We start from the raw sequence: 13,410 nt of genomic DNA, 5'->3' as shown, positions 1-13,410 counted from the left end.
ATTGCTGGTTTTTGCTTATGCTTGAAAGTACGTTGTTGCCAGTTCTTGATAAAGCGCTTGGTTCTGCGGATCAGGTACAAATTTTTCAGCTGGCTGATCTTGCCGCACAACAGAGCTTTTATATAAATCATACAAGCCGAATATCGGTTCATTTTCATCGGAAAGATAACAGGTCAGTCCCAACACATCCGCGGTCATTTGACCTAAAAGTTTTGTTTGAAAGAAACCACCACTTACAGTGACTGCCCCTTCCAACTGCGCCATTTGCTTTAATAAATCGATGTTCATCAGCATGCCTTCGATGACTGCCCGTAACATATCTGAGCGATTGTGTTTCAGGGTCAAGCCAGAAAAGCCGCCTGTGATCTCATTTGTCCAAAAGGGTGCCCGCTCCCCGTTTAAATAGGGGAAAAAACGTAAGCCGTTGCTGCCGATCGGTGATTCCTCCATGACTTGCGGCAGATAATGATAAAACCCATCAGGATCTTCTGATAAGGTCTCTTTTGCCCAAGCAAGGACACAGCCACCATTATTCGAAGGTGCCCCTACGACATAGAGGTCATCTTGCAGATAGTAGCAAAAATTTTGTTTTTGGTCATCAAAGACGGTGGTCTCACTTACTTTACGAACCGCCGCACTGGTCCCGATCGTCAAGCTGTTGCGGATCCCTGTAGAAATATAGCCAGCATATGCTGCCAAACACCCATCGCTAGCCCCGCACATCACTTCTACCTCAGGCTTCAAGCCGCACCGCTGCGCCATCTCCTCGGTAATCAAAAAACGATCAGTCGGTGCACATAAAGGCGCTAACTGGGCTTTTGAAAGGGATAAATAATTGAGAATCTTTTGACTCCATTGCTTTTCTTTCAAAGAAAAAAGACCGGTCGCTGATGCGGTACTATAATCGATCCGTGCTTGTCCGGTAAACAACGCCATTGCTAGTTCTTTTAAGCCTAACCATTTCGTCTCTTTGGAATATGAACCACTTGTTTGAAAATAAGCCAGTTTCGCAAAGGGAGACATTGCATGGATCGGTGTCCCTGTCTCTTCATAAAACATTGCCGCCAGATCCGTTTGACGAAAGGCCGTCATCGTTTGACTCGCTTGATTGTCTGACCAAATGTAAATCTCTTCTGCTGTCTCACCAGCCACTGGCATCAAACTGTGCATGGCGGTACTGAACCCGATCACTGTGATTGCCGCTTTTAATTGAGCGGGAATCGTTGTGACACCACTGATTAATTGGCTACTGATCTGGGTCGCTGATTGGGTCTGTTTTAACCCGTGGCTATGGGTTTTGATTGGTAATGACTGTGAGTAAATGATTTTCCGATCTTCAATGACCCCAAATTTTATGGCTGTTGTGCCGATATCAATCCCTAAAAACATCGCATTGCTCCCTCTCATCTGATTCAATTAGCTTTATTCTACCATAGTTAGTGGCATATTCTAGCATACCTGTCTGATCGTTTTGTTGAGAAGACGTTTAGTGATGATTTTCTTCAGAGAATTATCCTTCCACAGCAAAAATAAAAAAAGAAAGATTCTTGGAGAATCTTCCTCTTTCCAGTTAGCCAATCAGCAAATGTTTCGCAAATGTGAAACAAATCAAGACAATCCTGGCCAGTAATCACCATTTTCCGAGACCAAATCATCGAGTAACTCTTTGGCTACTTTTGCGCTAGGAATCGTTTTGGAAAGGCTTAACGCTTGCCACATTTTTTGATAGCTCTTTTCCACATATGCTTCGACCACTAATTTTTCCACAGTCACCTGTTGGAACATGAGCGCTTGTTGGAAGGCAGGAATTTTCCCTTGAGCGAGGGCTTCTGGTCCATCAGAACCCACGATGCATGGCACTTCCACCATGGCATCATCTGGGAAGTTCGCAATCGCGCCGTTGTTTTCCACAATCATCACCATTCGCTCATGCGTATTAAAAGCGATGGCGCGTGCCAAATCAACGATAAAGGTTGCATGGGCATCAATCTCAAAAGCGATCCCTTCAGCAGATCCTTGTGCCGTGATCTTTTTGGCATGATCGAACACTCGTTTTTCCCGTCCTTCCATCACTTCATTGGAACGCGTATACTCTGGATGTTCTTTCATGTGGTCGTAGACGTAATCTGGGTATAAATAATATTTCAAGTACGTATTTGGCAGATATTCTGGTGTGAGCGCCAAGAGGTCTTTGGCTTTTTTGTGGGTGTCTTGCCAACTTGGGTCTGTATGTTGGGTATCCACTTCGATCTGTGTCAAATAGCCGTGTTCTGCCACGTAGTCCCGAATGGTTTGAATGTACTCCGTGCCTTCTTTGTCTTTGACGCTGGTCCACCAGCCAAAATGATTCAAGCCAAAGTAGCGAACTTCTAACTCTTCTGGCTGCTTGCCAATGATTTGCGACATCCGACGCAACGTGCCCACGGGCATGTCACAGATATTCAGAACTTTTGATTTAGGACGCAAGACTCGACATGCTTCAGCTACGATTGCAGCTGGATTGGAATAATTCAGCATCCAACAATCGGGGGAATACTTTTCCATGTAATCAATGATCTCCAGCATACCAGTGATGCTGCGCATCCCATAAGCGATCCCTCCTGGTCCACAGGTTTCTTGGCCAAAGACGCCATGACGCAAGGGGACTTTTTCATCTTTTTCCCGCATATCATACTTTCCTACTCGGATATGCGCCATACAGAAATCGACATCGCTGAAGGCTTCTTCAGGATCCGTCGTAAATGAAAATTCGATTTGCGGTGCTTGTTCTTTTAATAAGATCGCTAGGGCTTCACCGAGGATCGCTTGGCGTGCTTCATCATTGTCGTATAGTTTCAGCTTTCTTAAAGGAAAGCGTTCTTGATTGTCAAGCAGCATCATAACGATTCCCGGGGTAAAGGTACTGCCGCCCCCTGCGATCACTACTGAAAAATTTTTCATCATTCAATCTCTCCTTCTCTTCCAAGATAATTTTCTAATTCTTCCCGCACTTTCGGCACGGTCAACCCGTAAACGACATGGACATTTTCACCATTTTTGATTACGCCTTTGGCTTGTGTTTCGTCTTTTAGCAGCGCTTCATCCACGAGTTCAGGATCCTTTAGTTTTAAACGTAAGCGGGTATAGCAGTTGTCGATGGTTTTGATATTGTCATCGCCACCTAGCGCTTTGGTGATGATTGCTGAGATACTTGTTTCACTAGTTGGATTAGTGGCGGCTTGATCACTCGCCATGATCCCGACACCTGCTCCAGCAAGTTGTTTTTCTTTGTACTCTTTCTTCGAATACAGTTTGGTCTCTGTTCCATCTTCTTCACGCCCGACCGTTTTCAAGTTCAGTTTCGTGATCAAAAAGCGGAACAAGAAGTAATAAAGAAAGAAGAAGACGACCCCGACGATCAAGTATACCGGCCAGCGAGTTTTCTCGATCCCTAAGGGCAAGTTGTACAAAAGAAAGTCGATGAAGCCATTCGGTCCGATGGCACGAGAACCAAAGAGATTTAACGCCACCATACTCAAGCCGCTAAGGGCAGAATGAATGACGAACAAAACAGGTGCCACGAACATAAAAGAAAATTCGATTGGTTCAGTCACACCTGCAATAAAGGAAGTGACGACAGCTGGAATCAAAATAGCTTTGACTTTGACTTTATTTTCTGGTTTTGCCGTTTGATACATCGCCAAACAAGCACCGATCAGTCCAAACATTTTTGAGATCCCACGAGCGTCCCAAATGACACTTTGCGATAATACGCGGACTGCTGGGTCAGCAATTTCCGCAAAATAAATATTCCGTGCCCCTTCAAAGACCTGACCGCCAACTTCTGCGACACCGCCTAATGAAGTATACAAAAACGGCGTATAGATCAAGTGATGCAAGCCAGTTGGAATCAATAAGCGTTCCAACATCCCGTACAAGAAGATGCCAAAGTTGCCCGTTTGTTGAATGATGCCGCCTAAACCGTCGATGCCAGTTTGTATTACTGGCCATATAAACGTGGAAACGATGGCTAATAACACGACGACCGGAATCAAGACAATAAAGACGAAGCGCGCGCCGCCATAAACTTGAAAGGCATTGTTAAAGGTCGTATCGATAAAACGATTATGGATCAATGCTACGACGATCCCTAAAATGATACCCAGAAAGACCCCCATGTCCAACACTTGGATTCCTAAAACGATCGCTTGTCCTGAACCTTGAAGGGCATCGGCTGGAACCAACATCCCCCGAAGCTCCATGAATTTGTTCATGGCATTTAAGAAGACGAAATAACCTAACAACGCGGTAAATCCCGCTTCAGCCTTTTTCTTATTGGCTAACCCTAAAGCGATCCCGACACAAAAAATAATGCCTAAATTGGTTAAAATCGGTAATAAGGAAGCGGATAAGATACTACCAAAACCGATGGTTATCGGATTATCCAAAAAGGGAAACTGCTCAAGCAAGCGGACATTCGTAAATACATTCCCAACGGCAATCAATATCCCTGCGATCGGCAAAATCAAAACGGGCACAAACATTGCCTTGGAGAATTTCTGCATCGCATCCATCACTTTTTCTTTCATTGAGGAAACTCCTTTGTAGTTGATTTGTAGGTTCATTATAGGAAACATTTGTTACTAATAGAATAGCAAACGTTTTCAATTCAATGCGTTTCAAAGATTGGAATGTGTTTCATCCTGCTTCCTTCCTTGCTAGTGGCGATTACTAGCAACAAAAAAAGAGTGAATCAAGATTGATCCACTCTTTTTAGATGCAACACTTTTTGATAGAAATACAAGGGCCCAGACAGACAAAACAGATAGAAGATACCTGGTGCTGATTGCCATGTGAAGAAATAGCCGATCGCTGCTAGAACTAAGATTCCGATCCCTTTATGGTAGTGCATCATCGTAAAGAAAAAACTACTACGAAAAAGGTCAAACAGGTTTTGCCGATCTTGCATTTTTGATTGCATCACATACAGGTTAATGTTGTAGGACAACAAAAAAGTAAGAAAAATGATGGTCAAAAAAGAGAAAAACAATGAATTCGTCAAAGCAGCAGAACGCCACAAGCTGAGTCCGCATAATAATGAGAAGAGATTGAAGACACCTAGTGGCAGGGTCTTCAATAACGCGCTTTTGCTATTTTTCAAAAAAGGGCTTAGCAGTTTTGCTTCAGGATGTTCGTAAGCATCGACCACCGCTCGCATAGCTGCTGGAAACGTGACGATCGGAAACGATACCACCAAAAACAAGAGATTCAATACCAGCATACGAAAAACGATTTCGCAAAGACGATAAAAACGACTCTCTAAAGCAAACATCACACACACACCTTTATTTTAATTTTTCAATATTTTCAGCGATTTTCTCATTTCGATAATCAACGATTGCTGACCAACCATTGTTTTCTCGTTCTTGTAAGTAGTCTTCCCAAATCTGACGTCCCGCTTCTTCCGAGTCTGCCTGAATAAAGTTGACCAACGCTTGCACTCTTGCTGTGTTGATGGAAGTGAGATTTCTTGCTTCAGAACCGGTGCGAGGATCAATGTCTTCGATCTCAAAACGCGGCGCCAATTTGTCTTGCGACCATTCCACCATCTGCCGAATCGATGTTGCTGGTTTTTGTCCCATTTGAATGGCGTAATTGTCATTGCCAACAAACCAATAAGAACCTAAACCAATTTCCTTGTCAAAACGAGCTATGTCCGAATTTCTTAGGGCTTCTGTTTCTTCTGAGTATTCAACCACGCCATCTACGAGATTGTATGTTTCCCCTTCGACACCAAAGGTAGTGACCATCGTGCCATACTCACTTGCTAAATAGGTCAAAAGTTCCATGGCTTTTTGGGGTTCTTTTGTCGACGTCGTGATAAAGGTTTGTGTCCATCCACCAATATTTCCACCAGTAAAAGTGGAATCATCGCCATTCGAATTTTTTGGACCATCGACGGCAATATAAGTTTGCTCAGGATTACGGGCATTATTATCGGACATAAACTCATTGAGTCCCTTCGTATTCGTATGCAGGTAAGCAAAATAACGCCCTTGTCCTAGTTTTTCTTTCATCGTGTTGTCATTGTCTGAAAACTGGTCATTGGTGATGTATCCTTCATTGTACGCTTTTCTAAAAGTCTCGATCCACGTGATATACTCCTCATCAGCGTCACGATCATTGAATTGACCATCTACACTTGGTGAGATACTGAGAAAGTCTTGCAAAGTACCACCATAGGCGCCATCCCCGCCATTGGAAATATCTAATGCAGTCGAAGCAAATGGGACTAGAGCCGCACCATCATCTGCTGTCGGAAATGCTTCTTTTGCCTGTTTTAACGCATCTAAAAATCCTTCTGGCGTCGACATATCGGGTTCCCCTAATGCTTCATAAATATCTTTGCGGACAATGAAAACTTGGTCTCCTACTACATTGCCGTCCTCATAATCTTGTGCAGTCGTGGAAAAGCTTGGGTATCCATAAATGTTGCCATCTTCTAAAGTAAACCATTGAACAGATTCCGGTTTCGCTGCATGTTCTAAGAAGTAAGGGTCATATTTTTCTGCCAAAAGATTTAATGGCAAGGCAAATTTTGTCGCTTCATTTGCAGCAGACAGGTTTTTATCGAAGGTCATGATATCTGGAAGATCGCCACCAGCTAGCATCGTATTAAGGTTCTCGTCATTTCCTGAAATAAATTCGACATTGATATTCATATCTTCTTTGATTTTTCGCGTCACAGTATCTTTGCCCCAACCCGGCTGAGCATACCAATCAAAATTGACATACCATTTCAAAGTAGCTTCATGGTCGGTGTCCTTTTGCCAGCTAGGCGTGTCTTTATCTGCTTCAAAGCGGGCTTCTGGCAGATCTTCTACGACGGCGGCCCCTTTGGACTCATTATTGGAATTGCCGCAGGCTCCTAATACTATGGTTGACGTAAGTGCGAGACCGATCCCTAAAAATAATTTGCTTGCTTTCATTTTTTTCTCTCCTTTTGTCTATTCTTTTACTGATCCAAGAGTCATCCCTTGAATAAAGTACTTTTGTAAAAATGGATAGATCACGACGACAGGAACCGTCGTGACGACCATGGTTGCTAATTGCAATGACTGTGAAGTCGTATTTCTGACCACATTGGTTCCGGTCGCCACTGCGGGCGATAGATTTTCCGAAACGATCCGAAATAGCAGCATTTGTAAAGGATATAAGCTGCGATCATCAACGTAGATATTAGCCGTCATATAATCGTTCCACTGAAAGACCCCGTGGAATAATGCGATGGTTGCCAAAACTGGAAGGGACAATGGCAAAATGATTTTCACGAAAATAATAAAAGGATTGGCGCCATCCATCATGGCAGATTCTTCCAGCGAAAATGGAATGCTCCGGAAAAAATTCATCAGAATCACCATGTCGTAAAAAGAAAATAAGACAGGTATGATGTAGACCCAAAAATTATTTAACAAGCCCAGTTCCTTAAATAAGAGAAATGTGGGTATCATCCCTCCAGAAACGAACATCGTTAAAATCCCCATGTTCATATAAATTTTCCGTCCCATTAGGTTTCTACGACTCATCCCGTAGGCGACCATCGCCGTCAGTGCCGTATGCAACACAACACCAATCACAGTTTTTGCAACTGAGATGACAAAGGCTTTATAGATCGCAGAATCTTCAAAAACGGTGTAGTAACTTTCTAGTGAAAATTTCCGGGGCCAAAAGTAGATCCCCCCTCTTGCGGCATCGGTCGCATCATTGAAAGATAAAGCGACGATATTCCACAAAGGCAAAGCAATGATGGCTAAAAAGAACACCATAAAAATCACATTGGCAACATTGAAGATTTTCTCATCTTTTGAAAATGTTTGCTTCATACTTTCCCTCCTCTAAAAAACTGATTCATCACTGATTTTTTTGGTCAAAAGATGACTTCCTACCACGAGGATCAAAGAAACAACCGACACAAACAGGCCAACGGCGGTCGCATAGGAGAAGTCTCCTTGTTGTATCCCCATTTTATAGACGAATGAATTAATGACTTCACTGGACTGATAATTGACAGGATTTTGTAAGACGAGTGTTTGATCAAGGTTTGAACCCAATAACCCACCAACGGATAAAACAAACGTCAATGCGATAATATGGCGGATTGAAGGGATCGTGATCCGCGTGATCTGCTGAAATTTCGTGGCACCATCCATTCTCGCTGCTTCATAAAGAGCTGGATTGATCCCTGTCATAGCAGCAATGTATAAAATCGTATTCCAGCCAACTTCTTTCCAAATATCGGAAATGACTGCGATGGCCCAATATTTTTCTGGGTCAGTCAAGAAACGGATCGGTTCATCGATCACCCCAACACCTAGCAACAAATTATTGACCAATCCCGTATCAGATAACCACGTAATAAACATGCCACCTAAGATGACCCAAGACAGAAAATGGGGCAAATAAGAGACCGTTTGAACGACCTTCTTTAAACGAACATGAACGATTTCATTGATCAATACCGCTAAGCCAATCGCCGCTGGAAAACCAATCAGCAGTTTAAAAAAGCTGATGCCTAGTGTATTACTCATCACCGTCCAAAACATTGAATCACTAAAAAACTCTTGAAAATACTGGGTACCGACCCACTCCGCATTTGCGATCGAATCAAGAACCGAGTAATCTTTAAACGCGATGACGATCCCATATAGTGGGATAAAATTAAAAATGATCATCAAGAGAATACCTGGCCAAACCATCGCTTGATAAAAGCTTTGGCTTTTTAGTTTTTGCAAAAATGACCTTTTCTGTGGGGTTGCTTTTAGCATGACACCTTTTGATTCCATTTTTCCACCCTTTCTAAAACGCTTACTTTTTCACCCAAAGGAAATACATGCTTTCCTTTATTGGTTCATCAATTGATAGACCGCACCAATCATACCAGCATCATTTTTTAATTTTGCTCGTTGAATCGGTGCAATCGTGCGACCTTCTAAATAACCAATACTTTCATGGCGAGCTTTTAGCTGGCTCATGGTCTCTTCAAGTTTTGCCATGAAAGAATCATTTTCACTGATTCCACCACCGATCAAAATCAGCTCGGGATCAAATGTACTGATCAAATTCAGCAAGCCTACTGATAAATCTTGGAAGAACTGTGCAATCACTTGATTCGCTACTACTTCTCCTTGTTCTCCTCGCTGGAAAATCTCGATTGCATCTAGGGGCAGATCACTTCGCCCTAGTTGCTGGAGTGCCAGTTGGTATTGATGGCAAAGCCCTCCCACGATGGCAGCTCGTTGGTTCAAGGAAACTGACTCTAGATTTCCCTGTTCAGGCAATGAGTCGATCAGCATCCACCCAAATTCCCCCGCCATACCATGGCTGCCGCGATAGAGCCGATTGTTGACGATGATCCCGCCCCCAATGCCTGTTCCCACAACGAGACAAAGATAGTTTTCACAGGTCTGTGCGTGCCCCAACCATTTTTCAGCAATCGCCGCCGCATTGGCATCATTTTCAACAATGACCGGCAGCTTAACACGTCCCTCTAATTCTAGCTTCAAGTTGATTCCATACAGGGATTTGATTGATCCTGCCGTGGTCATCGTGCCATCTTTTTGGATAATGCCTGGTGCGCTAATACCGACACCTTCGATCACTGCATCTTGCTGCAGCGATTTGATCAATGCTTCGATAGACTGCAAAAAATTTTCTTTTTCATGAATCGTTGGCATCTGTCCTTTCTTTACAATTTCACCAGTTCTCAAGATCACACCATATTTGATAGCCGTTCCTCCAACATCAATTCCAATAAACATCGCTTCACCCTCATTATTCATTTACTTGTTTTGTCGACTGATTAATACTCAATTCTCCTGGTAAAACGTAGGAGATACCAAATGCGTTTTCCTCAATCAATTCTACTAAATGTTTTACTGCCGTGATCCCTTGCTGTTGGATCGGATTTTTCACTGTCGTCAAGCGTGGAGTAAAATAGTCTAAAAGATCAATACCATCAAAACCAATCACGCTGAAATCATCAGGCACCCGCCACTTGGTTTCGTGGATCGCCTTGACTGTTCCGATCGCACTAAGATCATTCCCTGCCAAAAATGCTGTGGGCAAGTCTTTTTGCTCTAACAAAAACTGCTGCACGCTGGCTCTCGTCCGTTCTTCTTCAAAGAATCCCTGCAATTGATAATCCGAGCGCCAAGAGATGCCGGCTTCTTTTAATGCTTCGCAATACCCTCTTAAGCGTTCATCACTATCATAAACACCAGCAATCCCACTGACAAAAACGATTTTTTTATGTCCTAGTGACAAGAGATACTTAGTAGCAGCTTTTCCTTTTTCAAAGGAATCAAATACCACACTACCAAAGTTCTTCTCTTGAATGTTTCGATCGATAAAGACGGCTTTGATTTGTTCTCTTTCCATCGCTGCCAAATCCTGCTCTGTTAAAAAATCTTCAAATCCAATAATGCCATCAACCATCCCCCCTAAAATACTATTGAGAACCACTCGTTTATCCGTGGATAAGAAGACGTTGACTGCATACCCATGCGTTTCTGCCTCTCTGGCAATCGCTTCAACTAATACGCTAAAGTAAGGTCCTTTAATGCTAGTGGTGTAAAAACCAAGCATCTTGGTTTTTGTGTTTTTCAATTGTTTGCCCATTAAATTGGGGACATAATGCAAACGTTGCGCGGCAGCCAGCACTCGTTCTTTCGTTGCTGGTCGAACAACATTGACACCGTTCAGTGCTTTAGAAACAGTCGCAATTGATACGTTTGCCTCCTTTGCCACTTCCCGAATCGTGATTCGATTTGTCAAATGATTCTTCCCTCCTGAACGATTCCTCTCAAAAATAAAAACGTTTTTATTTTGCTAAAAAAATCAACGACCACTCTAAGATTGGTCATCCGATAAACCAACTATATATAAAAACGTTTTCACCCACAATGGTTCTAGAACTAGTTGGCGCATGTACCAGCACCTTGAAACCTGTGCCATCATGGTACAAGTTGTACCTACAAAAAAAAGCCTCGAAAGGCTTTTAAATCGTGAGCGTACCAATCAACTTCGCTGAGGCAGCAGCAAAGCCAAGGTATAAAGAAATCGTACCAGGATCACTTTTTGTCGAGAAATCGGAATGAACATAAGCAAAATCCTCTGGTGTAACATAGAAGGAATGCTGCGTTTCTTCAGCAGCAGCAAGATTGATTTTTTGCCATTGCTTTAATTCTCTCATCGGTCGTGCCACTTCAGTAACATCGTCTCTGCTATACAATTGAAGTGTTGTGGTATGAGGACTGTCTCCCTCATTTTTCAGCGTACAAATGAGCTCAAATGGTTTATTTTTTTCATCAGGGTGAACGATTTGTGTCTTGCTAATCTTGCATTGTCCATAACCTATTCCTGCGCCAAAAGAAAAGAGAGGATCGTTTTTTTCATCCATATAGCGCGAAATATATTTTTGATCACTATTCTCTTCTGTCAGTGGACGCCCTGTTGAGAGTTGAGCATAGGTCATCGGCAACTGTCCTTCTGCTCGAGGAAAACTCATAGCTAAACGTCCTTGCGGTTCAGACTCGCCCATCAACAAATCTGCCAATGCATTACCGCCTTCTGATCCAGGGAACCAAGCAATCATGATGGCTTGACAAAGAGGCTCGATGGCGGACAAAACCAGTGGTCTGCCACAGAAAAGAATCGTTGCGATCTTGGGATTGACCTGACTAACTGCTGCAACTAATGCTTCTTGATTTCTTGATAGAGAAAGTTTGGTCAAACTTGCCGCTTCCCCTGCTTCCTCACTGGTTTCCCCCAGAGCCAACAAAACGACTTCAGATTGTTCTGCTAATCTACACGCTTCCTCAATATAGGCTGCCGTCAAAACTTTCCCATCAGGATAAGGCAAGATAGTGAGGTCAATCTCTTTTTGAGAAAGACCTTTGGCTAATGAAACTGCCTCTTCCTGTTTGCCGATCCACGACCAAGCCCCTAAAAGATCCTTTGAATCTGCTTTGGGGCCGATCAGCGCCACTTTTTGTTTTTTCTGTAAAGGCAATAATGCTTGATTTTTCAAAAGGACTGTTGTTTTCTTTGCTGCTTCTCGTGAAAGAAGACGGGTTTCTTTTAGGAGTCTAGGGGCTAAGTTCTCCGGTGTTAACCCTCTATAAGGGTCTTCAAACAGGCCTAGCTTGTTCTTTAAATGTAACACATGAAAAACCGCCTTATTCAACTGCTCATTCATAGCAGGATCTGCATCAATGATTTGTTCTAGTGCATTTAAATAGCAATCACTCATCATATCCATTTCGACACCTGCAGTAAAGGCTTTTTTCGCTGCTTCCGTTCGATCAGCAGCCACACGATGGGCCATCAATTCAGCCACAGCTGCCCAATCTGAGATGATCAAGCCATCGAACCCAAGCTTTTCTCGTAATACATCCTGCAGCAATGGTTGATTAGCTGTAGCTGGCACACCATGGATCGTGTTAAAAGAAGTCATGACCAATTCTGCACCAGCTTCAATTGCTGCCTGAAAAGCGGGCAGATAATTTTGGTAAAGCTCAAGATCAGACAAATCGACCGTATGATAATCCCGTCCACCTTCTGCAGCGCCATAGCCGACAAAGTGTTTGACACAAGCGGCAATTCGCTGTTTATTTTCTGCCAGCGCATCTGTTCCTTGATAGCCTCGAACATAGGCAGCTGTCAGTACCGCAGATAAGGTCGGATCTTCTCCATTACTCTCTAAAACCCTTCCCCAGCGCGGATCTTTGACATGATCCGCCATTGGTGAAAACGTGACATGGATACCCGCTTCTGCCGCTTCCTTTGCCGAGGCTTTTGCGACTTCTTCCACTAATTGCGCATCAAAGGAGGATGCCAAAGCAAGAGGAATTGGGAAAATCGTTTCATATCCATGGATAACGTCTGCCATAAAAATAAGGGGAATTTTTAACCGACTTTTCTCTAGGTAAGACGTTTGGATCGTGTAGACTTGTTCAGCAGTATGGGTTCCCAACACTGAACCAATCGTCCCTAATTGTTCTTCGCTCATTTGCCATTGCTGCATCGGACCGGTGATTTCTCCCCCTTGTGCAAAAAAATCTGGCGTTAGTTGAACCAATTGGCCCACTTTTTCAGCTACGGTCATTCGGTCAATTAGTTTTTTTAGTTTTATGGTTTCCACTATTCTTCTCTCCAATCATTAGGCTCTCTTCTTTTGCTTGTCGAAATTGCCTGATTTGCGCCTTCTCGACAGAAGCAAGATGGTGTCTATTCCTTTCATTTAGTATAATTAAAAACGTTTTCAAAAATAGATTGTTTTTATACTTTGGTGCAACTCTTCGTAGAAAGGAAAAATCATCATCATGGTACAAGGTGTACCACAAATATGTATAGCACCAAATCTGCTGATAC

10 protein-coding genes are annotated in these 13,410 nt (G+C 43.1%); all 10 read right to left on the bottom strand.

The window, feature by feature from the left end; genetic code table 11:
• Positions 1-15 precede the first annotated feature (15 nt).
• The 10 genes from ENLAB_RS15505 to ENLAB_RS15460 all read right to left on the bottom strand — a co-directional run bounded on the left by ENLAB_RS15505 (position 16) and on the right by ENLAB_RS15460 (position 13,180).
• Positions 16-1,389 (bottom strand): gluconokinase, encoded by a 1,374-nt coding sequence (locus ENLAB_RS15505; protein WP_244351910.1) that lies wholly within the window; start codon positions 1,387-1,389, stop codon positions 16-18.
• 219 nt (positions 1,390-1,608) lie between these two features.
• Positions 1,609-2,940 carry a 6-phospho-alpha-glucosidase gene (locus tag ENLAB_RS15500; protein WP_077453863.1) on the bottom strand — a complete coding sequence of 444 codons (1,332 nt, stop codon included), beginning with the start codon at positions 2,938-2,940 and terminating at the stop codon, positions 1,609-1,611.
• The gene (locus tag ENLAB_RS15495; protein WP_244351909.1) at positions 2,940-4,568 is read right to left on the bottom strand and encodes a PTS transporter subunit EIIC; all 1,629 of its coding nucleotides are present in this window, start codon (positions 4,566-4,568) and stop codon (positions 2,940-2,942) included. Before ENLAB_RS15495 ends, ENLAB_RS15500 begins: the two co-directional genes overlap by 1 nt.
• Positions 4,569-4,732: 164 nt before the next feature.
• On the bottom strand, positions 4,733-5,311 hold the full coding sequence (locus ENLAB_RS15490) for a YesL family protein (RefSeq protein WP_086292614.1): 579 nt from the start codon (positions 5,309-5,311) through the stop codon (positions 4,733-4,735).
• 13 nt (positions 5,312-5,324) lie between these two features.
• A complete protein-coding gene (locus ENLAB_RS15485; RefSeq protein ID WP_244351908.1) occupies positions 5,325-6,968 on the bottom strand; it encodes a type 2 periplasmic-binding domain-containing protein in 1,644 nt (547 codons plus the stop codon).
• Between the two features lie 18 nt (positions 6,969-6,986).
• Positions 6,987-7,862 carry a carbohydrate ABC transporter permease gene (locus ENLAB_RS15480; RefSeq protein ID WP_077453844.1) on the bottom strand — a complete coding sequence of 292 codons (876 nt, stop codon included), beginning with the start codon at positions 7,860-7,862 and terminating at the stop codon, positions 6,987-6,989.
• Positions 7,863-7,874: 12 nt separating this feature from the next.
• On the bottom strand, positions 7,875-8,822 hold the full coding sequence (locus ENLAB_RS15475; protein WP_081118497.1) for an ABC transporter permease: 948 nt from the start codon (positions 8,820-8,822) through the stop codon (positions 7,875-7,877).
• 57 nt (positions 8,823-8,879) lie between these two features.
• On the bottom strand, positions 8,880-9,797 hold the full coding sequence (locus tag ENLAB_RS15470; RefSeq protein WP_244351906.1) for an ROK family protein: 918 nt from the start codon (positions 9,795-9,797) through the stop codon (positions 8,880-8,882).
• Between the two features lie 13 nt (positions 9,798-9,810).
• Positions 9,811-10,812 (bottom strand): LacI family DNA-binding transcriptional regulator, encoded by a 1,002-nt coding sequence (locus ENLAB_RS15465; protein WP_142962608.1) that lies wholly within the window; start codon positions 10,810-10,812, stop codon positions 9,811-9,813.
• Positions 10,813-11,035: 223 nt separating this feature from the next.
• Entirely contained in the window at positions 11,036-13,180 is a 2,145-nt protein-coding gene (locus ENLAB_RS15460) for a glycoside hydrolase family 3 N-terminal domain-containing protein (RefSeq protein ID WP_244351905.1), read from the bottom strand.
• Positions 13,181-13,410 lie beyond the last annotated feature (230 nt).

Origin of the sequence: Enterococcus innesii, assembly GCF_022846515.1 — a bacterium.
Lineage (GTDB): Bacteria > Bacillota > Bacilli > Lactobacillales > Enterococcaceae > Enterococcus_D > Enterococcus_D innesii.
The sequence above is the reverse complement of the archived record's forward strand: the minus strand, read 5'-3'. Positions and strand labels throughout refer to the sequence as shown.